The 18,480-nt window shown below is 65.2% G+C and carries 21 protein-coding genes; 15 read left to right on the top strand and 6 right to left on the bottom strand.

From position 1 onward, the window contains the following. Positions 1 to 79: 79 nt before the first annotated feature. The 3 genes from lepB to I6F12_RS26235 form a co-directional block, all read right to left on the bottom strand. The gene (gene lepB / locus I6F12_RS26245; RefSeq protein ID WP_225157542.1) at positions 80 to 859 is read right to left on the bottom strand and encodes a signal peptidase I; all 780 of its coding nucleotides are present in this window, start codon (positions 857 to 859) and stop codon (positions 80 to 82) included. After that, a complete protein-coding gene (gene tldD / locus I6F12_RS26240; protein ID WP_225157541.1) occupies positions 856 to 2,283 on the bottom strand; it encodes a metalloprotease TldD in 1,428 nt (475 codons plus the stop codon). The genes lepB and tldD overlap by 4 nt, the downstream gene beginning before the upstream one ends. A gap of 112 nt (positions 2,284 to 2,395) precedes the next feature. Then, positions 2,396 to 2,929, bottom strand: coding sequence for an invasion associated locus B family protein (locus tag I6F12_RS26235; protein ID WP_225157540.1), 534 nt, complete (start codon positions 2,927 to 2,929; stop codon positions 2,396 to 2,398). A 458-nt stretch (positions 2,930 to 3,387) separates the two neighbouring features. Here I6F12_RS26235 and coxB point away from each other — a divergent pair, with 458 nt between their 5' ends. From coxB to I6F12_RS26190, 9 genes are all read left to right on the top strand, one after another. Then, a complete protein-coding gene (gene coxB, locus I6F12_RS26230; protein ID WP_035996579.1) occupies positions 3,388 to 4,242 on the top strand; it encodes a cytochrome c oxidase subunit II in 855 nt (284 codons plus the stop codon). Positions 4,243 to 4,325: 83 nt separating this feature from the next. After that, positions 4,326 to 5,942: a cytochrome c oxidase subunit I gene (ctaD, locus tag I6F12_RS26225; RefSeq protein WP_035996582.1), complete on the top strand. Its 1,617-nt coding sequence runs from the start codon at positions 4,326 to 4,328 to the stop codon at positions 5,940 to 5,942. A gap of 61 nt (positions 5,943 to 6,003) precedes the next feature. Continuing rightward, positions 6,004 to 6,948, top strand: coding sequence for a heme o synthase (locus I6F12_RS26220; protein ID WP_035996584.1), 945 nt, complete (start codon positions 6,004 to 6,006; stop codon positions 6,946 to 6,948). Next, positions 6,945 to 7,121 carry a hypothetical protein gene (locus tag I6F12_RS26215; RefSeq protein WP_035996586.1) on the top strand — a complete coding sequence of 59 codons (177 nt, stop codon included), beginning with the start codon at positions 6,945 to 6,947 and terminating at the stop codon, positions 7,119 to 7,121. The genes I6F12_RS26220 and I6F12_RS26215 overlap by 4 nt, the downstream gene beginning before the upstream one ends. Positions 7,122 to 7,126: 5 nt before the next feature. Beyond that, positions 7,127 to 7,780 (top strand): cytochrome c oxidase assembly protein, encoded by a 654-nt coding sequence (locus tag I6F12_RS26210; RefSeq protein WP_035996588.1) that lies wholly within the window; start codon positions 7,127 to 7,129, stop codon positions 7,778 to 7,780. Between the two features lie 78 nt (positions 7,781 to 7,858). Then, positions 7,859 to 8,755, top strand: coding sequence for a cytochrome c oxidase subunit 3 (locus I6F12_RS26205; RefSeq protein ID WP_035996590.1), 897 nt, complete (start codon positions 7,859 to 7,861; stop codon positions 8,753 to 8,755). A 97-nt stretch (positions 8,756 to 8,852) separates the two neighbouring features. Next, complete coding sequence (locus I6F12_RS26200; protein ID WP_035996593.1) at positions 8,853 to 9,254, top strand: DUF983 domain-containing protein; 402 nt, start codon at positions 8,853 to 8,855, stop codon at positions 9,252 to 9,254. Further along, on the top strand, positions 9,251 to 10,006 hold the full coding sequence (locus I6F12_RS26195; RefSeq protein ID WP_225157539.1) for an SURF1 family cytochrome oxidase biogenesis protein: 756 nt from the start codon (positions 9,251 to 9,253) through the stop codon (positions 10,004 to 10,006). The genes I6F12_RS26200 and I6F12_RS26195 overlap by 4 nt, the downstream gene beginning before the upstream one ends. A gap of 115 nt (positions 10,007 to 10,121) precedes the next feature. Continuing rightward, positions 10,122 to 10,487, top strand: coding sequence for a nuclear transport factor 2 family protein (locus I6F12_RS26190; protein WP_035996598.1), 366 nt, complete (start codon positions 10,122 to 10,124; stop codon positions 10,485 to 10,487). Between the two features lies 1 nt (position 10,488). Here I6F12_RS26190 and I6F12_RS26185 read toward each other — a convergent pair whose 3' ends face one another. Further along, positions 10,489 to 11,826 carry a histidine kinase gene (locus I6F12_RS26185; protein WP_225128518.1) on the bottom strand — a complete coding sequence of 446 codons (1,338 nt, stop codon included), beginning with the start codon at positions 11,824 to 11,826 and terminating at the stop codon, positions 10,489 to 10,491. An 86-nt stretch (positions 11,827 to 11,912) separates the two neighbouring features. On the opposite strand from I6F12_RS26185, the gene I6F12_RS26180 reads away from it, so the two are divergent. The 6 genes from I6F12_RS26180 (at position 11,913) to I6F12_RS26155 (ending at position 17,399) form a co-directional block, all read left to right on the top strand. After that, entirely contained in the window at positions 11,913 to 12,557 is a 645-nt protein-coding gene (locus I6F12_RS26180) for a response regulator transcription factor (RefSeq protein ID WP_028178165.1), read from the top strand. Positions 12,558 to 13,109: 552 nt separating this feature from the next. Further along, positions 13,110 to 14,528: a threonine synthase gene (thrC, locus tag I6F12_RS26175; RefSeq protein WP_225157538.1), complete on the top strand. Its 1,419-nt coding sequence runs from the start codon at positions 13,110 to 13,112 to the stop codon at positions 14,526 to 14,528. Further along, positions 14,525 to 15,814, top strand: coding sequence for a pitrilysin family protein (locus tag I6F12_RS26170; protein ID WP_036020577.1), 1,290 nt, complete (start codon positions 14,525 to 14,527; stop codon positions 15,812 to 15,814). Before thrC ends, I6F12_RS26170 begins: the two co-directional genes overlap by 4 nt. 35 nt (positions 15,815 to 15,849) lie before the next feature. Next, positions 15,850 to 16,437: a GNAT family protein gene (locus I6F12_RS26165; RefSeq protein WP_035996611.1), complete on the top strand. Its 588-nt coding sequence runs from the start codon at positions 15,850 to 15,852 to the stop codon at positions 16,435 to 16,437. A 100-nt stretch (positions 16,438 to 16,537) separates the two neighbouring features. Further along, positions 16,538 to 17,188 (top strand): hypothetical protein, encoded by a 651-nt coding sequence (locus tag I6F12_RS26160; RefSeq protein ID WP_035996613.1) that lies wholly within the window; start codon positions 16,538 to 16,540, stop codon positions 17,186 to 17,188. A gap of 16 nt (positions 17,189 to 17,204) precedes the next feature. Continuing rightward, positions 17,205 to 17,399, top strand: coding sequence for a hypothetical protein (locus I6F12_RS26155; protein ID WP_225157537.1), 195 nt, complete (start codon positions 17,205 to 17,207; stop codon positions 17,397 to 17,399). An 18-nt stretch (positions 17,400 to 17,417) separates the two neighbouring features. Here the strand turns inward: I6F12_RS26155 and I6F12_RS26150 are convergent, their stop codons facing one another. Then, on the bottom strand, positions 17,418 to 17,903 hold the full coding sequence (locus tag I6F12_RS26150; RefSeq protein ID WP_035996616.1) for an ATP F0F1 synthase subunit B: 486 nt from the start codon (positions 17,901 to 17,903) through the stop codon (positions 17,418 to 17,420). A 5-nt stretch (positions 17,904 to 17,908) separates the two neighbouring features. Next, positions 17,909 to 18,469, bottom strand: coding sequence for a F0F1 ATP synthase subunit B (locus I6F12_RS26145; protein WP_036020580.1), 561 nt, complete (start codon positions 18,467 to 18,469; stop codon positions 17,909 to 17,911). Positions 18,470 to 18,480: the final 11 nt, after the last annotated feature.

The raw sequence follows: 18,480 nt of genomic DNA, 5'->3' as shown, positions 1-18,480 counted from the left end.
CAGCGATCTCGAGAGGGACGCTCCATTCTTGCATCAGCTACTTGGTCGATGCAACCCTGCGGCGAGGCTGTCCGGAGCTTCACTTCACGGCGGTGAAGAACCGCGACAGCCTGAATCCGGACAGCCAGGTCCATACCGGCTGGCTGCGCATGCCGAGGTCCCAGGAGCCGACCACGGCGTCCGCACGGCCGATCAGATTGTCGATCGGCAGCAGGCCGACGCCGCCGGAGCGCAGCGGCACGCGGCTATCGGCGGAATTGTCGCGGTTGTCGCCGAGCACGAACAGATGTCCCGCCGGCACCGTCACCTCGGGCGTGTTGTCGAGCGGACCGCTGTCGCGCATCTTGAAGATCAGATGCGAGACGCCGTTCGGCAGCGTCTCGACATAGCGATAGGCGGGCTCGCTGCCGCCGCTGTCGTTCTCGGCGGCGCCGACGCCGTCCGGCTTCAGCTCGGCCGGACGGTCGTTGATGAAGAGCTGGCCCTGCCGCATCTGGATGCGGTCGCCGGGCAGGCCCACGACGCGCTTGACCCAGGCCTGCGAACGATCGCCGGGCCAGCGGAAGACGACGACGTCGCCGAGCTTCGGCGTCTCCGCGAACACGCGGCCGCTTTCCGGCAGGCTGATCTGGATCGGCAGCGACGAGGTGCCGTAGCCATAGGGGAATTTCGAGGCGAGCAGCGCATCACCGATCAGGAGCGTCGGCTCCATCGAGCCCGACGGCACGTAGAACGGCTCGGCGAGCGCACCCTTGGCGATGAAGACCGCGGCGACGATGCCGGCGAGCTGAGCGATCTGTCCGCCCCAGCCGCTGCTTTTGCGCTTGGGGCTGACCGTGACCTTGTCTTCAACGCTCATGCGCCGGTTCCACCCACGGTGATGCGTTCCATCAGCAGCGACGGCTGGCCGACGCCGACAGGCACGCCCTGGCCGTTCTTGCCGCAGGTGCCGATGCCGGTGTCGAGTGCGAGGTCGTTGCCGATCATGCGGATGCGATGCAGGTCGGTCGGTCCGTTGCCGATCAGCATGGCGCCCTTGAGCGGCGCCCCGATCTTGCCGTTCTCGATCTTGTAGGCCTCGGTGCACTGGAACACGTATTTGCCCGAGGTGATGTCGACCTGTCCGCCGCCGAAATTCGCGGCGAACACGCCGTTCTTCACCGAGGCGATGATCTCGGCCGGATCGCGGTCGCCGGCGAGCATGTAGGTGTTGGTCATGCGCGGCATCGGCACATGGGCATAACCCTGGCGACGGCCGTTGCCGGTCGGCTTCATGTTCATAAGCCGTGCGTTCTGGCGGTCCTGCATGTAGCCGACCAGGATGCCGTCCTCGATCAGCACGGTGCGATTGGTCGGCGTGCCCTCGTCGTCGATCGACAGCGAGCCGCGGCGCGAGGCGATGGTGCCGTCGTCGACCACGGTGACGCCCTTGGCCGCGACCTGCTGGCCCATCAGGCCCGCAAAAGCAGATGTCTTCTTGCGATTGAAGTCGCCCTCGAGGCCGTGGCCGACCGCTTCATGCAGCATCACGCCGGGCCAGCCGGCGCCGAGCACGACGTCCATCTCGCCGGCGGGCGCCGGAATCGACTCCAGATTGACCAGCGCCTCGCGCAGCGCGCCGTCGGCGGCCTCGCGCCAATTCCTGCTCTCGATGAACTCGGCATAGCCGGCGCGGCCGCCATAGCCCTTGCTGCCGCTCTCCTGGCGGTCGCCCTGGCCGGCGACGACGGAGATGTTGACGCGCACCAGCGGACGGATGTCGCGATAGCTCTCACCGTCGGGCCGCAGGATCTCGACGACCTGCCAGGTCGCGCCGAGACTCACGCTGACCTGCCGCACCCGCGGATCCTTGTCGCGCAGGTAAGCGTCGATCTCGGCGAGCAGCTTGACCTTGGTCTCGAAGCCCGGCGCATCCAGCGGATTGGCGTCGCCATAAAGGCGGACATTGGTATGCGGCGGCGGCGCCGAGAAGCTGCCGGAGTAGCCGCCGCGCACGGCGGCAACCGCATCGGCAGCGCGGATCAGCGCCGGCAGCGAGACGTCGGAGGAATGCGCGTAGCCGACCGCATCGTCCTTGACGGCGCGCAGGCCAAAACCCTGCGAGGTGTCGTAGGTCGCCTGCTTCAGCCGCCCATTGTCGAACATCAGCGCTTCGGTCTGGCTGTATTCCAGGAACAGCTCGCCGTCGTCGGCGCCGGAAAGCCCACGCGCGACCTCGCTGCGAACCTGGTCGCGGTCGAGATTGGCACGGTCGAGCAGGGAGGTCGTGGCAGGATTGGTCATGCGTCCGTCCATTAGCCGGGGATGTGGGGCAAGATAATGGTTTCGGATCGGTTCCGCGAGAGCGCGAAGCCTCACATTACGGAAACAAAAGGATTGTCAAGGTTAGCCGCTGCTACGGCAGCTTGTCATAGCCCTCACCCAGTCCGTTCAGGCTGAGCGGGAAGCCGATGCCTTCTTCCGGCGTCTCGAAGATGATGAAGGTCGCGGTCTTGGCGCTGCGGAGCTGGCCGAGCAGCTTGTCTTCCAGCACGACCTCGGCGACGCAGCCATTGGGCAGGCAGCGGACGAAGCCGGCGCGGCCGACGTCCTGGTTGTCGAGCTTGAGCCCGAGGCCGGAGGGCAAGAGGACCCCGAGCGGAGCGACCACGCGCATCAGCCGGCTCTTCTGGTCGGCGGTCTTGAGCACGATCACGGTCAGGCCGGCATTGGAGCGGTCTTCGGCCACCACGCTCTGGATCAGGGCGCATTGCTCGGTCTGGGCGCCGGGCGGGGTGTCGCAGCGGATCTGCCAGTCGCCATGGACGGAGCGCACCGCGCCCTGCGCATGGGCGAGCCCCGGCAGCGCCAGCAGGACCATCGCAGCCACGAGGCCGGCGAGCGCCGGGATGCCGTTCGCCGGCCTTGCCATCGATCTCGAAAGCCCCATCGGGTCGGTCCCTCTGCTCGCCTGGGTTGCTCGCGCTTGGCGGACTGATCTGGCGGACTGATACGGAATGACGGCGTCTTGAAGGCGATTCCCAAGCAAATTCCGCGCCGCCCACACCGCCATTGCCCGCACGAATCAGGCTGCCGCGTGGCAGTCTTCCAGTGCCTACCGCGGGCAATTCCGCTGTCAAGCCGCAGCGTCCCGGGAAACGGTATTTTTGTCTGATCTTGCTGGGAAATATCTTGCCGGTGATGGCTGGCAGGCGGGGCTCAAGACTGCATTGCGATAGATCAAGAATTATGGTTTGAGAGGCTTGATTTCGCGTTCTAGCGATCTGGCCCCAATTCCTCTTAGAGGTATTCTTGCGTGGCGGTTTGTCGGACTGGCGGATCGAATAAGCGTTTCCCGCAAGCAGGGGAATGCACGTGGGGTGATCTCGGAAGGGGAGCGCGAACGACATGAGGATGTCGATGGGTCGGGTGGGCCGGCAATTGCTGGGATTGGCCACCATCGCCTTGGTGGCGACTGGAGTCACGCTGGCGACGGGTGGTGCGGCATTGGCCGAGCTCGGGCAGCCGGCGCCGTGGGAGTGGACGCTTCAGCAGTCCGGTTCCCCGGTGATGGACAACATCGTCTGGTTCCATAACTTCCTCTTCGTGCTGATCACTCTGATCACGCTGTTCGTCCTGGCGCTGCTCGTGATCGTGGTCGTCAAGTTCAACGCGAAGGCCAATCCGGTGCCGTCGCGGACCACCCACAACACGCTGATCGAGGTGGCTTGGACGCTCGTCCCGGTGCTGATCCTGGTCGGCATTTCGGTGCCGTCGTTCCGGCTGCTGTTCCTGGAGCTCGACATTCCGAAAGCGGACCTGACCGTGAAGGCGACCGGCAAGCAGTGGTACTGGTCCTATGCCTATCCGGATAACGGCAAGTTCGAATTCGATTCGCTGATGGCGCAGGACAAGCAGCCCCGTCTGCTCGGCGTCGACAACGAGATGGTGGTGCCGGTCAACAAGGTGATTCGCGTCCAGACCACGGGTGCGGACGTCATCCATGCGTTCGCGCTGCCGGCTTTCGGCGTCAAGATCGACGCCATTCCCGGCCGTCTGAACGAGACCTGGTTCAAGGCTACCAAGACCGGCATGTACTACGGTCAGTGCTCGGAACTGTGCGGCAAGGATCACGCCTTCATGCCGATTGCGATCCGCGTGGTGAGCGACCAGGAGTTCGCCTCCTGGGTCGAGACGGCGAAGAAGAAATTTGCGAGCGGCGGCACCAGCACCTACGCCTCCGCGGCCGGCCCGACGCAGTAAGCGCCGGGGGCGGCCTGAGGGACTGAAAGCGATAAGGGTGGGACCTCCAAAGGTCCGAATGGGACGCAAGGCAGGATTTGAAAATGGCAACGAGCGCAGCGGCACACGGCGATCACGCGCATCATGACGAGCATGCCCATCCGACCGGATGGCGGCGCTACGTCTATTCGACCAATCACAAGGACATCGGCACGATGTACCTGATCTTCGCGGTCGTCGCCGGCATCATCGGTGCGGCGATGTCGATCGCGATCCGGGCCGAGTTGATGTATCCGGGCGTGCAGGTCTTCCACGAGGCCCATACCTACAACGTGTTCGTGACCTCGCACGGCCTAATCATGATCTTCTTCATGGTCATGCCCGCGATGATCGGCGGCTTCGGCAACTGGTTCGTGCCGCTGATGATCGGCGCGCCAGACATGGCGTTCCCGCGCATGAACAACATCTCGTTCTGGCTGCTGCCGGCATCGTTCGCGCTGCTCTTGATGTCGACCTTCGTCGAGGGCGAGCCGGGCTCCAACGGCGTCGGGGCGGGTTGGACCATCTACGCGCCGCTGTCGACCTCGGGCCATCCCGGCCCGGCGGTTGACTTCGCGATCCTGTCGCTGCACCTCGCCGGTGCTTCCTCGATCCTGGGCGCGATCAACTTCATCACCACCATCTTCAACATGCGCGCGCCGGGCATGACCCTGCACAAGATGCCGCTGTTCGTGTGGTCGATCCTGGTGACGGTGTTCCTGCTGCTGTTGTCACTGCCGGTGCTCGCCGGTGCGATCACCATGCTGCTCACCGACCGCAATTTCGGCACGACGTTCTTCGCCCCCGACGGCGGCGGCGACCCCGTGCTGTTCCAGCATCTGTTCTGGTTCTTCGGTCACCCCGAGGTCTACATCCTGATCCTGCCCGGCTTCGGCATGATCAGCCAGATCGTCTCGACCTTCTCGCGCAAGCCCGTGTTCGGCTATCTCGGCATGGCCTATGCCATGGTCGCGATCGGCGGCATCGGCTTCGTGGTGTGGGCGCACCACATGTACACGGTCGGCATGTCCTCGGCGACGCAGGCCTATTTCGTCGCCGCCACGATGGTCATCGCGGTTCCGACCGGCGTGAAGATCTTCTCCTGGATCGCCACGATGTGGGGCGGCTCGATCGAATTCCGCGCGCCGATGATCTGGGCGGTGGGCTTCATCTTCCTGTTCACGGTCGGCGGCGTGACCGGCGTCGTGCTGGCGAACGCGGGTGTCGATCGCGTGCTCCAGGAGACGTACTACGTCGTCGCCCACTTCCACTACGTGCTGTCGCTCGGCGCGGTATTCGCGATCTTCGCCGGCTGGTACTACTGGTTTCCGAAGATGTCGGGCTACATGTACAATGAGGGCCTTGCCAAGCTGCACTTCTGGGTCACCTTCGTCGGCGTCAACCTGGTGTTTTTCCCGCAGCACTTCCTCGGCCTGTCCGGCATGCCGCGCCGCTACATCGACTATCCCGATGCGTTCGCGGGCTGGAACCTGGTCTCGTCGGTCGGCTCATACATCTCCGGCTTCGGCGTGCTTATCTTCCTCTACTGCGTGCTGGACGCCTTCATGAAGAGGGTGCCGGCAGGCGACAATCCCTGGGGTGCCGGCGCGACCACGCTGGAGTGGACGCTGTCCTCGCCGCCGCCCTTCCATCAGTTCGAAGTGCTGCCCCGCGTGCAGTAACCAATCCCCCGCGGCGCCCGTGACGGGCGCCGCGGCGCTGTAACGAAGCGAGTAGATCTAAGTGTCCGTCCTCGACCACAACGCCATCGACATCAATCCCCACATCTCCGAAGCGGAGGTTGGCGATTATCTCGCATTGCTCAAGCCGCGGGTGATGTCGTTGGTGATCTTCACTGCGCTGGTCGGGATGGCGATGGCCCCGGGGCATTTCCACCCGGTGCTGGCGATCACCTCGCTGCTCTGCATTGCCGTCGGCGCCGGTGCCTCCGGGGCGCTCAACATGGCGCTCGAAGGCGACATCGACGCCAAGATGTCGCGCACGGCGAACCGGCCGATCCCGCGCGGCCGCATCACCCGCCCCGAGGCGATGGCGTTCGGCATGACGCTCGCCTTCTTCTCGGTGATGACGCTCGGCATCCTCGTCAACTGGATCGCGGGTGCGCTGCTCGCCTTCACCATCTTCTTCTACGTCGTGATCTACACGATGTGGCTGAAGCGCTGGACCGCGCAGAACATCGTGATCGGCGGCGCCGCCGGTGCGCTGCCGCCGGTGGTGGCCTGGGCCTCGGTGACGGGCACGGTCGATGTCGAGCCGCTGCTGCTGTTCGCCATCATCTTCTTCTGGACCCCGCCGCATTTCTGGGCGCTGGCGCTGTTCCGCTCCGACGACTACGCGCGCGCCGGCATTCCGATGCTGCCGAACGTCGCCGGTCCCGACGCCACGCGTCTGCAGATCCTGCTCTACACCATCGTGCTGATCGCGGTCGCCGCCGCGCCCTGGGCGCTCGGCTATTTCGATGCCGTCTACGGCGTGGTTTCGCTGATCCTCGGTGCCGGCATGCTGGTGCTCGCCATCAACGTCTATCTCCGCCGCGAGCGCAGCCAGTCGCTGCGCGCGACTCGCAAGCTGTTTGCCTTCTCGATCCTGTACCTGTTCGCGCTGTTTGCGACCCTGCTGGCCGAGGTCGTGTACCGGGCGCTTGCTCCGATGGTTGGGGGCGCATGATCACCGCGATGGCCGACAAACCCGAGCCGGAAGGAATCGTCCTCACCGAGGCGCAGCGGAAGAGCCGTCGTCAGCGCTCCATCGCCATCGCTTTGGCGCTCGGCGTGCTCGTGGTGCTGTTCTTCGCCGTCACCATGGTCAAGGGGCCGGCCGTGCTCGTGCGGCCGATGTAGGAAACATGGATCACGAGCCCACCATATCGCAGGACGTCAGCGCCAAGCCGGGCCATCGCAACCCGGGCAAGGGCCGCGGGCTGGGGCGCGATGTGGTGGTCGCGTCCATCTGCGGCGGCGTGGTCGCGCTGATGGTCGGCGCCTCCTACGCGGCGGTGCCGTTCTACAATTGGTTCTGCCGCGCCACCGGCTTCAACGGCACGACGCAAGTGGCGACCTCTGCGCCGGCCACGGGCCCGATCGCGCGGAAGATCTCGGTGCGGTTCGATTCCAACGTCGCGCCCGGCCTGCCCTGGAAGTTCGAGCCGGAGCAGAGCGAGATCGAGGTCAATATCGGCCAGGTTGTGACGGTCTTCTACACCGTGACCAACCAGGCGGCGCGCGCCACTGCGGGCCAGGCCGCCTATAACGTCGCGCCCCTGACGGTCGGCGCCTATTTCCAGAAGATCAACTGCTTCTGCTTCACCGAGCAGACCATGGCACCCGGTGAGAAGCGCGAGATGCCGGTCGTGTTCTACGTCGACCCGTCGATCGCCGCCGACCACGAGAACGACGGGCTGAGCACGATCACGCTGTCCTACACGTTCTATCCGGTGCGCGATCCCGTGGTGAAACCGCTGGCATCGGGCGAAGCCGACAAGCGCAAGGGAAATCTTTGACCGCAGGGCTCACGCGCAGGCGGTTGGACGCAAGGGGATAAGTGCCGGACAGGCACGGGATTGAGGAGAGAGACGGAAATGGCCACGGCGCACACCAAGCATCACGACTATCACCTGGTCGATCCCTCTCCCTGGCCGGCGGTCGGCTCGCTCTCGGCCTTCATCATGGCGGTCGGCGCGGTCGCCTGGATGCACCACATGTTCTCGGCGGCGCCGATCGTATTCGGCGTCGGCACCGTGGGCGTGCTCTACACCATGGCGAGCTGGTGGGCCGACGTGATCAAGGAGGCCCAGTACAAGGGCGATCACACCCGGGTCGTGCAGCTGCATCACCGCTACGGCATGATCCTGTTCATCGCCTCCGAGGTGATGTTCTTCGTCGCCTGGTTCTGGGCCTATTTCAACGCGGCGCTGTTTCCGGCCGATGCCGTCCACGCCACCCGCGATGCGGTGTTCGGTTGCGGCCTCGGCACGCAGCCCGGCGCCTGCGCGGTCCCGGGCACCTGGCCGCCGAAGGGCATCGAGACCTTCGATCCCTGGCATCTGCCGCTGCTGAACACGCTGATCCTGCTCACGTCAGGCACCACCGTCACCTGGGCGCACCATGCGCTGCTCGAGAACGACCGCCAGGGCCTGAAGTATGGCCTGATCCTCACCGTCGTGCTCGGCGCGCTCTTCACCTGCGTGCAGGCCTATGAGTACGCCCACGCGGCGTTCTCCTTCGGCGGCAACGTCTATGGCGCGACGTTCTTCATGGCGACCGGATTCCACGGCTTCCATGTGCTGGTCGGCACCATCTTCCTGCTGGTGTGCCTGTTCCGCGCCTATGCCGGCCACTTCACGCCGAAGCAGCATCTCGGCTTCGAGTTCGCGGCCTGGTACTGGCACTTCGTCGACGTGGTCTGGCTGTTCCTGTTCCTCTGCATCTACGTCTGGGGACGCGGCGCCGAGACCATGGCCAGCGCCGCGCACTGAGCCCGATCGAACCGATCAGGAAGGGCGGCCGCAGGGCCGCCCTTTCGCTTTCCGGCCGCCCGAAGTTTCGTCGGAAACTGTGATAGAGTCCGCCATCATGAACGACAGTGCCGGCACACCCCCGTCCGAAACCACCGTCCTGCAAAGCGCGCTGCGTGGGCTTGCCTGCAAATGCCCGCGCTGCGGCCAAGGCAAGCTTTATGCGGGCTTTCTGACGCTCGCGCCCGCATGCGACCGTTGCGGGCTCGACTATGCCTTCATCGATACCGGCGACGGCCCGGCGATCTTCATCATCATGCTGGCCGGCGGCATCGTCGTCGCGTGCGCCCTCATCGTCGAAGTCAAATACCAGCCGCCATATTGGCTGCATGCGGTGCTCTGGCTGCCGCTCATCCTCGCCACCACGCTGTTGCCGCTGCGCTCGATGAAGTCGTTGCTGATCGCGCTGCAATTCCACCACAAGGCGGCGCCGGGCCGGTTGGTCGATCGCGCGAAATGAACGAGCCTGCGTCGCGCAAGGCCCCCGTGGCCGGCTTCGCGCTGTTCACGCTGTTCCTCACGGCTGTGTTCGTGGCGCTCGGTGTCTGGCAGCTGCAGCGCCGCACCGCCAAGCACGAGTTGATTGCGGCGCTCACCGAGCGGCTTGCGGCCGCGCCGGTTGCGCTGCCGCCGTCCGCGCAATGGGCCGCGCTCAATCCCGCCCGCGACGAATTCCGCCGCGTCAGCTTCACCGCGACCTACGCAGCCCTCCCCGATGCAATGGTCTATTCCTCCGGCTCGGCGGTGCGCAAGGACGCCTCCGGCCCCGGCACCTGGGCGTTCCTGCCGGCGCGGCTTCCCGGCGGCGAGATGGTCGTGATCGACGCGGGTTTCGTCGAGAACACGATGCAGGACCGCGGCGTCGAGGATCGCGCGGTGAACAAGCTCGTCACGGGCCAACCGGTTGAGCTCACCGGCTATCTGCGCTTTCCCGAGGCGCCAAGCTGGCTGACTCCGGCGGAGAATCGCGGCAAGCGGCTCTGGTTCGTGCGCGATCATCTGGCAATCGCAAGCGTGCTGGGCTGGGGCACGGTTGCGCCGTTCTATATCGATCTCGAACGGCCCGCGCCGGCGAACGGCATCCCGCGTCCGGGACCGCTCCAGGTGAATCTCAAGGACGACCATCTGCAATATGCAATCACCTGGTTCACGCTTGCAGGCGCCGTGCTCATCGCCTTCGGCGTGTGGGCAGGAGGCCGGCGGCAGAGCTGAGCTCATTGGCAGGTCCATCGAGGGAACCCGGTATCGCCCGGGGTTTATTATTCAGCGCATATTCACGAGGGTGGTTCTAAGCCGCCAATATTGTCCGCGGCAGATTGGGTGCGGCGTGAGTGATTTCGACCAGATGGGAATTATCGTCGACTGGGTGGATGCCTGCCGTAAGGGCGACCTCACAGCCCTGCTCGACCTCTATGCCGACGACGCGCAGCTCGAATGCACCTGCGACGGCGCGCGGCGCTTTCGTGGCCGGAGCGAGATCGAGGCCTATTGGCAGCCGCGGCTCAGCGCCTTCTCCTCGGCGGGGTTCGGGCTGGAAGAGATCAATCCCGCGCCCCACGGCGTCCACCTCGAATATTCCGTCGCCGGCGCGCTGCGCATTCAGGCCTCGTTCCGCTTCAGCCCGGATGGCAAGATCCGCAGCACGCTGTGCGAACCGGCGCGACAGAATGCGCATGATGGTTGCGCCTGCTGAATTAGCCTGGTGACGGAACGTCCCGCATCGTCTCCGCCGGAAGGCGGCAGCGCACGTAGGTTCGGTCATCCACGCGCAACAGCGATAGCGATCCGCTGAGCGCGCGCACGCGCTCATGCATGCCGGTCAGGCCCCGGCCGAAGACGTTGTCCGCAGGGAAACCGCCGCCATCGTCGGAGATCTCGACGACGAGCGTCTTGTCGGCAACCGTCGCCTGCACATGTGCGTTGCCCGCGTTGGCATGTCGCAGCACGTTGGTCAGTGCCTCCTGGATCACTCGATAGACGGTCTGCGCCAGCGGTCCGCCGATTGCGCTGAGATCGCGATCGATCGCATCCGTCAGCACGATATGAGGTGCCTGCTTGCGAAAATTCCGGAGCAGCGTTTGCACGCTGCTCGAAAGGCCGAGCTCTTCGATATAGAGCGGCCGCAGCCGGTCCAGGATGCGGCGGTTGGTCTGCTGCAGGGCCTCGACCGATTGCAGCAGGTCCTGTGCCGAATTGCCGAGATGTCCCGTTGGCTCGGAGGCATCGGTCAGCGCGATCGTGCCGGCGCGGATGCTGAAGAGGAGGGGCCCGAGCTCGTCGTGCAGTTCGCGGGCGAGATCGCGCCGCTCGTCATCCTGCAGCGACACCAGGCGGTGCATCAGATCGCGATTGTCCTGGCTGAGTTGCGCCAGTGTCGCTGCCAGCGCATTGGCTTCCTCGCAGCTCTGCCGAATCTCCGGCGGTCCTCCGACCGGGATCGGCCTTGCGTAGTCGCCGCGCCGAATCCGCGTAAGACCGTCGCCGAGATGTTGCAGGGGGCGCAGGGCCGAACCGGCGAAGACATAGGCAACGGTGCCGGTGAGCACCATCAGGACAGCGACCAGGCTGGTCAGCGCAAGGAAGCCGATCCACTTCTCGAACAAGTCGGCCGATATGTCCGGGAAGAACACGATATCGCCGACATGTCTGCCGTCTATGACGATCGGAAACGCCGCTTCCATCTCTGGTATGGTGATGAGGTTGACGAACCATTGCGGAACCTTCTTCAGGTTGCGCAAGTCTTTCGGAGAAGGCGGGGGACCTCCGTCCATGCGGCGGAATTGAATATCCGTGGAGGCGTCCAAGGACTGAACAAATGCATCGAGGGTCTTTTGCGGATTGTCCGATGCGCGCAGGGTGCTGTTGAGCGCGGCGGCGATGGTCTGGATCGAGCGTCGAGCCGGCTCGTGTTCATCAGCTACCTGACCTGGTGCAAATATCTGCAGTAATATGCCGCCCAGGATCAGGGCTGCGAGAAGGCTCGCGCCGAGCGGGAGAAACAATTGCGTTCGGAACGAAAGTCGTCGCCACATTAGGTCAATTCTAACGCGTATCGGCCGGATTTGCTCTTTCCATTTATTCCCGGCGGGCTATGAGTCGAAAAACAAGAGAGTGCGCGATGCAAGATACCGCCAAGCTGGCGACGAGGGTCCTGATCGTCGACGACCATCCCGTGGTGCTGTCCGGCTGCCGCACCCTGTTCGCATCCGACCATTCAATCCGCATTGACGAGGCGAGCGATGCCAAATCCGGGCATCGCGCCTATGTCAGCAAGCGGCCCGACGTCACCGTGATCGACATCAGCCTGCCCGACGTCTCCGGGTTCGAGCTGATGCGGCGCATCCGCAAGGACGACCCCGACGCCAAGATCATCATGTTCAGCATGAACGACGATCCGGCGTTCGTCGTGCGGGCCGTCGAGCTCGGGGCGCAGGGCTATGTCTCCAAAGGCGACGATCCCAGGATCCTGCTCAAAGCGGTGCGCAAGGTGGTCGCGGGTGACAACTTCATCTCGCCGCAGCTTGCGGAAGCCGTGACGTTTTCCGGCGCGGCGATCAAGGCCAACCCCGCGTCACAGATGACGCCGCGGGAGCTCGAAATTCTTCGCTTGCTCGGACGCGGCGACAAGATCGTCGAGGTCGCCGAGGCGCTCGGCATCTCCTACAAGACGGTCGCTAACACCACGTCCCTGCTCAAGCAGAAGCTTGGCGCCAAGAACCATTCCGACCTGATCCGGATCGCAGTGGAAATCGGGATGAACTGACTTTCGCCATCGACCGAACCGGCTGCTCCGGGATGCAGCGGTTCGGCCGACGAATCGACGCCGCCGTTGGCCGGGCAATGCATTGGACAACGGGCTGACACCCATCCGCCGACACAATGGGCCGAGGCTGTATTCGTTCCCGCGACTGATTCGGGAAAAAGCGGAGTTCAGAGTCAGGATCACGGCCGGGACTTGCTGCAACTGCAAAAAGCGAACCAGAGCCGGATCGGGAAGAATAGGAACATTTTCGACACGCGCGGGGTTTTGGACTTGACGATTTCGTGACAGGCGACGAAAGCTTGCCGGAACAGTTTTGAGGGTTCGGCGACCCCGACGAGGCAACTGGTCTGCACACAACGACAGGCCTTCCAAGAGAAGGGCTGCGGCAATGCCGCAGCCCTTTTTCATTGGGCGAGGGGGTACGCCGGAAGCGGTTTCCCGATGCCGCAAAACACTCTATGGTGGTTCAAAGCCACCGGCTGTTGACAAGTAATTACGTAAAATCAAAGGCTTAAGGGTCGAGCTCCGGCCCGGCCGCCTTTGGAGGGCAGTTTGACTCGCTATATCTCGACCCGGGGCGAAGCCCCCGAACTCGGCTTTTGTGACGTGATGCTGACCGGGCTTGCCCGCGACGGCGGCCTGTATGTGCCGGCGGTGTGGCCACAGCTTCCGAGCGAGACGATCGCCGGCTTCTTCGGCCGCCCCTATTGGGAGGTCGCGGTCGACGTGATTCGTCCCTTCGCCGGTGGCGAGATTTCCGACGCCGAGCTCGGGCGCATGGCGAACGAGGCCTATGCCACCTTCCGCCATCCTGCGGTGGTGCCGCTGCGCCAGATGTCCCCGCACCAGTTCGTGCTGGAGCTGTTCCACGGTCCGACGCTCGCCTTCAAGGACGTGGCGATGCAGCTGATCTCGCGGCTGATGGACCATGTGCTCGAAAAGCGCGGCCAGCGCACCACCATCGTGGTCGCGACGTCAGGCGATACCGGCGGCGCCGCGGTCGAAGCCTTTGCGGGCCTCGAGAACGTCGATCTGATCGTGCTGTTTCCGCACGGCCGCATCTCCGAGGTGCAGCGGCGGATGATGACCACGACGGGCGCGGCCAACGTCCATGCGCTCGCCATCGAGGGCACCTTCGACGACTGCCAGGCGCTCGTGAAGGGAATGTTCAACAACCATCGCTTCCGCGATGCGACCTCGCTCTCCGGCGTCAATTCCATCAACTGGGCGCGCATCGTCGCGCAGGTGGTCTACTATTTCACCTCTGCCGTCGCGGTCGGTGCTCCGGCGCGCGCGGTCGATTTCGTCGTTCCGACGGGCAATTTCGGCGACATCTTCGCCGGCTACGTCGCCAAGCGCATGGGGCTGCCGGTGCGCACCCTGCGCATCGCCGCCAACGTCAACGACATCCTGGCGCGCACGCTGAAGACCGGCATCTACGAGGTGCGTGACGTGCACGCGACGGCATCGCCGTCGATGGACATCCAGATCTCCTCGAACTTCGAACGGCTGCTGTTCGAGGCCGGCCGGCGCGATGGCGCCGGCGTGCGTCGCCTGATGGAACAGCTGAAGCAGTCCGGCCGCTTCGTGCTACCCGATGCGACACTCGCCGCGATCCGCGAGGAGTTCGATGCCGGGCGCGCTGACGAGACCGAGACTGCGGCTGCGATCCGCGCCGCCTGGCGCGAAGCAGGCGAGCTGGTCGATCCTCATACCGCCGTGGCGCTCGCCGTCGCGGACCGCGACACCACCGATACGAAGGTGCCGAGCATCGTGCTCTCCACCGCCCATCCGGCCAAGTTCCCCGACGCCGTCGAGGCGGCTTGCGGCCAGCGGCCGCAACTGCCGGCCTGGCTCGACGGCCTGATGACCAAATCCGAACACATGAGGGTGATGAAGAACGATCAGGTCGAGCTCGAGCGGTTCGTGCTGTCCGCCAGCCGCGCCGCAAAGCAGGGAGTTGCCGGATGAGCGTCGAGATGTCCAAGCTTGCCTCCGGCCTCACCGTTGTCACCGACGAGATGCCCCACCTCGAGACGGCGGCGCTCGGTGTCTGGGCCGGCGTCGGCGGACGCGACGAGAAGCCGAACGAGCACGGCATCTCGCATCTGTTGGAACACATGGCGTTCAAGGGCACGACCAGGCGCTCCTCGCGCGAGATCGTCGAGGAGATCGAGGCGGTCGGCGGCGACCTCAATGCCGGCACCTCGACCGAGACCACGTCCTATTACGCGCGGGTGCTAAAGGCCGACGTGCCGCTCGCGCTCGACGTGCTCGCCGACATCCTCGCCAATCCGGCCTTTGAGCCCGACGAGCTGGAGCGCGAGAAGAACGTCATCGTGCAGGAGATCGGTGCCGCGCAGGACACGCCCGATGACGTCGTGTTCGAGCATCTGAACGAGCTCTGCTATCCCGACCAGCCGATGGGCCGTTCGCTGCTCGGCACCGCCAAGACGCTGCGCGCCTTCAACCGCGACATGCTGCGTGGCTATCTGTCGACGCATTATCGCGGGCCCGACATGGTGGTGGCCGCGGCCGGGGCGGTCGACCACGGTCAGGTCGTCGCCGAGGTCGAAAAGCGTTTTGCGAGCTTCGAGGGGACGCCCGGGCCGAAGCCGCAGGCCGCTCGGTTCGGCCAGGGCGGCGCCAAGGTGGTGCATCGCGAGCTCGAGCAGGCGCATCTGACGCTGGCGCTCGAGGGGGTACCGCAGACCGATCCTTCGCTGTTCTCGCTGCAGGTCTTCACCAATGTCCTTGGCGGCGGAATGTCGTCGCGCCTGTTCCAGGAGGTGCGCGAGAAGCGCGGCCTCTGCTACTCCATCTACACCTTCCACGCCCCCTACACCGATACCGGCTTTTTCGGCCTCTATACCGGCACCGATCCCGCCGATGCGCCGGAGATGATGGAGGTCGTGGTCGACATCATGAACGAATCGGTGGAGACGCTGACTGAGGCCGAGATCGCCCGAGCCAAGGCACAGATGAAGGCGGGGTTGCTGATGGCGCTGGAGAGCTGCTCCTCCCGCGCCGAGCAGCTCGCCCGGCATGTGCTGGCCTACGGGCGGCCGCAGACAGTGCAGGAACTGGTTGCCCGGATCGACGCCGTCAGCATCGAATCGACGCGGGACGCGGCCCGTGCGCTCCTGTCGCGCAGCCGGCCTGCGGTCGTCGCATTGGGCAGCGGCAGGGGTCTGGACACGGCGGTGTCTTTTGCGGAAGGATTGACACGGGCGCGCGCCAAGGCGCGGCTGCATTAGGAGCCGCGCGCGGGCCTCGCCCCGGGAAGCATCACATGGCCCTCTTTCGCCTGCCATCCAGTGGACCCGCCGCCCTGGCGCCGCGCGGCAACGGGCTGCTCCTGCGCGCGCCGCAAATGTCCGACTTCCTGCAATGGGCTCATTTGCGCGAGACCAGCCGCGACTATCTGACGCCTTGGGAGCCGATCTGGCCGTCCGACGATCTCACCCGCTCCGGCTTCCGCCGCCGCCTGCGCCGCTATGCCGAGGACATTGCCGCGGACCGCTCCTATCCCTTTCTGATCTTCCGCGAGCTCGACGGCGCCCTGGTCGGCGGCATCACGCTCGCCAATGTCCGGCGCGGCATCGTGCAGGCCGGCACCATCGGCTATTGGGTCGGCCAGCCTTATGCCCATCGCGGCTACATGACGGCCGCACTCCGGGTGCTGCTGCCGACGCTGTTCGGCGAGCTCAATCTGCACCGGGTCGAGGCCGCCTGCATCCCGACCAATGCGCCGTCGATCCGGGTGCTGGAGAAGTGCGGCTTCTCGCGCGAGGGCCTGGCGCGCCGCTATCTCTGCATCAACGGGGTCTGGCAGGATCACCTGCTGTTCGGCCTGCTGCACGAGGACTTCCGCGGCTGAGCAGCCTGATGGATGCAGCCAAATCCCTTTTTGCCGCCTTGGGTTCGCCGATATTGGCGATATAACCCGGCCGGAACATTGTCATGGAGTACGGGTGTTGATGGTGCAGGAGCTTCGGTCATCGCGGACGAGGTTGCGGCGGGGCGCAGCGGTCGTGCTGGCATTATCGGTCGGGCTCGCCTCCGTCTCGCCGGTGGCGGCACAGTCGTTGACCGACCGCTTCAAGAGCCTGTTCGGCGGCAAGTCCGACGAGCCGGCGGAGCCGAAGCCGGCGCCTGCGCCCGGGCAGCCGGCCGAAGACGACCTCGATTGCCCGCAGGTCACGGTGCGCGCGGGCGCCTCGACCTACGCGGTCGGCGCCAGCGGCAAGCCGGCGGTCGGCAATGACATCCGCTTCCAGGCCTCGATCACCAAGATGGCGCGCGAATGCTTGCGCAGCAGTGCCGGCATCACCGCCCGGATCGGCATCCAGGGCCGCGTCATCGCCGGCCCCGCCGGGGCGCCTGCCTCCGTCGAGGTGCCGCTGCGCATCGCTGTCGTGCAGGGCGGCGTCGGCGAGAAGGTGATCGCCTCGAAGGCCTACCGGACCACGGTGGCGATGTCGGAAGGCGGCAGCGTGCCCTTCACCTTCGTCGCCGAGGATCTGGCCTATCCGGTGCCGGCGCCCGCGGTCGCCGATACCTACATCTTCTATGTCGGCTTCGACCCGCAGGCGCTCTCGCCGGAGCCGAGAGGGAAGAAGAAGAAGTAGGGGAGATCTTGCGGCAATGTCAGCTGTCATTGCCCGCGAAGGCGGGCAATCCAGTATTCCAGAGGCCGCGGTGCTTGAACTGAGAAGCCTCGGCGCACTGGATCACCCGCCCCAGTGCGCAAGTGCGCACAAGGTGGGTGATGATACCGCACTTGTGGATGCTGTTACCCGACAGACAAAAAAGCCGGCGCTCGTCGCGCCGGCTTTTTGATTGGGTAAGGCAAATCCCTCAGTTCAGCTTCTGCCTGACTTCGTTGATGCCCTTGGCGAGCAGGTCGTCGGCGATCTGGCCCTTGACTGACTGCGACAGGATCGTGGAGGCAGCCTGCACGGCGGCTTCCGCGGCGGCTGCCCGGACGTCCGCGAGAGCCTGAGCCTCGGCGAGTGCGATCTTGCCCTCGGCGGTCTTGGTGCGGCGGGTGACGAAATCTTCCAATTTCGCCTTGGCCTCTGCTGCGATGCGCTCCGCTTCGGCGTTCGCGTTGGCGATGATGTCGGCGGCCTCGCGCTCGGCACCGGCAGTGCGCGCCTTGTAGTCGGCGAGCACCTTGGTGGCCTCCTGCTTGAGGCGCGCCGCCTCGTCCAGCTCGGCCTTGATACGAGCGGCGCGATGATCGAGCGCCGACATCGCCGTCTTGAACACCCCCACATAGGCGAAGATCACCATCAGGATCACGAAGGCGACGGCGACCCAAAACTCAGGTGTGAAGAACATCGAGACTAACCCTTCAAGGTCGCATCAACGGCGGCATTGACCGACGTTGCATCCGGAACGACGCCCGTGAGCTGCTGAACGATGGTGCCGGCTGCATCGGCCGCGATGCCGCGGACGTTGCTCATGGCGGTCGCGCGGGTCGAGGCAATGGTCTTCTCCGCCTCGGCGAGCTTGGCGGACAGTTGCTCTTCCAGCGCCTTGCGTTCGGCTTCCGCCTGCGCATTCGCCTTCTCGCGGGATTCGTTGCCGATCGCCTGTGCACGTGCGCGCGCCGACGCGAGCTCGCCTTCATAGGCCTTGAGCGCCGCCTCGGACTGGTCCTTCAGCTTCTGCGCTTCGGCGAGATCGCCCTCGATCTTGTTCTGACGCGCCTCGATCGCACCCCCGACACGCGGCAGCGCGAACCGGGAGACGATCAGATACAGCGCGACGAAGGCGATCGCGAGCGACACCAGTTGCGAAGCAAAGGTGCTGCTCTCGAAAGGCGGAAAGCCACCGCCGTGGTGACCGCCGTCGGCCTCCGTGTGAGCGCCGGTACCTTTGGCGCCGCCATGACTTTCAGCCATGGAGTTCTCCT

The sequence above is a fragment of the Bradyrhizobium sp. IC4059 genome, assembly GCF_020193615.1.
Taxonomy (GTDB): domain Bacteria; phylum Pseudomonadota; class Alphaproteobacteria; order Rhizobiales; family Xanthobacteraceae; genus Bradyrhizobium; species Bradyrhizobium yuanmingense.
The sequence above is the reverse complement of the archived record's forward strand: the minus strand, read 5'-3'. Positions and strand labels throughout refer to the sequence as shown.

Coding starts and splice junctions, on each gene's coding strand:
- lepB (WP_225157542.1), bottom strand. CDS start 859: ATGAGCGTTGAAGACAAGGTCACGGTCAGCCCCAAGCGCAAAAGCAGC.
- tldD (WP_225157541.1), bottom strand. CDS start 2,283: ATGACCAATCCTGCCACGACCTCCCTGCTCGACCGTGCCAATCTCGAC.
- I6F12_RS26235 (WP_225157540.1), bottom strand. CDS start 2,929: ATGGGGCTTTCGAGATCGATGGCAAGGCCGGCGAACGGCATCCCGGCG.
- coxB (WP_035996579.1), top strand. CDS start 3,388: ATGAGGATGTCGATGGGTCGGGTGGGCCGGCAATTGCTGGGATTGGCC.
- ctaD (WP_035996582.1), top strand. CDS start 4,326: ATGGCAACGAGCGCAGCGGCACACGGCGATCACGCGCATCATGACGAG.
- I6F12_RS26215 (WP_035996586.1), top strand. CDS start 6,945: ATGATCACCGCGATGGCCGACAAACCCGAGCCGGAAGGAATCGTCCTC.
- I6F12_RS26210 (WP_035996588.1), top strand. CDS start 7,127: ATGGATCACGAGCCCACCATATCGCAGGACGTCAGCGCCAAGCCGGGC.
- I6F12_RS26205 (WP_035996590.1), top strand. CDS start 7,859: ATGGCCACGGCGCACACCAAGCATCACGACTATCACCTGGTCGATCCC.
- I6F12_RS26200 (WP_035996593.1), top strand. CDS start 8,853: ATGAACGACAGTGCCGGCACACCCCCGTCCGAAACCACCGTCCTGCAA.
- I6F12_RS26195 (WP_225157539.1), top strand. CDS start 9,251: ATGAACGAGCCTGCGTCGCGCAAGGCCCCCGTGGCCGGCTTCGCGCTG.
- I6F12_RS26185 (WP_225128518.1), bottom strand. CDS start 11,826: ATGTGGCGACGACTTTCGTTCCGAACGCAATTGTTTCTCCCGCTCGGC.
- I6F12_RS26180 (WP_028178165.1), top strand. CDS start 11,913: ATGCAAGATACCGCCAAGCTGGCGACGAGGGTCCTGATCGTCGACGAC.
- I6F12_RS26170 (WP_036020577.1), top strand. CDS start 14,525: ATGAGCGTCGAGATGTCCAAGCTTGCCTCCGGCCTCACCGTTGTCACC.
- I6F12_RS26165 (WP_035996611.1), top strand. CDS start 15,850: ATGGCCCTCTTTCGCCTGCCATCCAGTGGACCCGCCGCCCTGGCGCCG.
- I6F12_RS26160 (WP_035996613.1), top strand. CDS start 16,538: ATGGTGCAGGAGCTTCGGTCATCGCGGACGAGGTTGCGGCGGGGCGCA.
- I6F12_RS26155 (WP_225157537.1), top strand. CDS start 17,205: ATGTCAGCTGTCATTGCCCGCGAAGGCGGGCAATCCAGTATTCCAGAG.
- I6F12_RS26150 (WP_035996616.1), bottom strand. CDS start 17,903: ATGTTCTTCACACCTGAGTTTTGGGTCGCCGTCGCCTTCGTGATCCTG.
- I6F12_RS26145 (WP_036020580.1), bottom strand. CDS start 18,469: ATGGCTGAAAGTCATGGCGGCGCCAAAGGTACCGGCGCTCACACGGAG.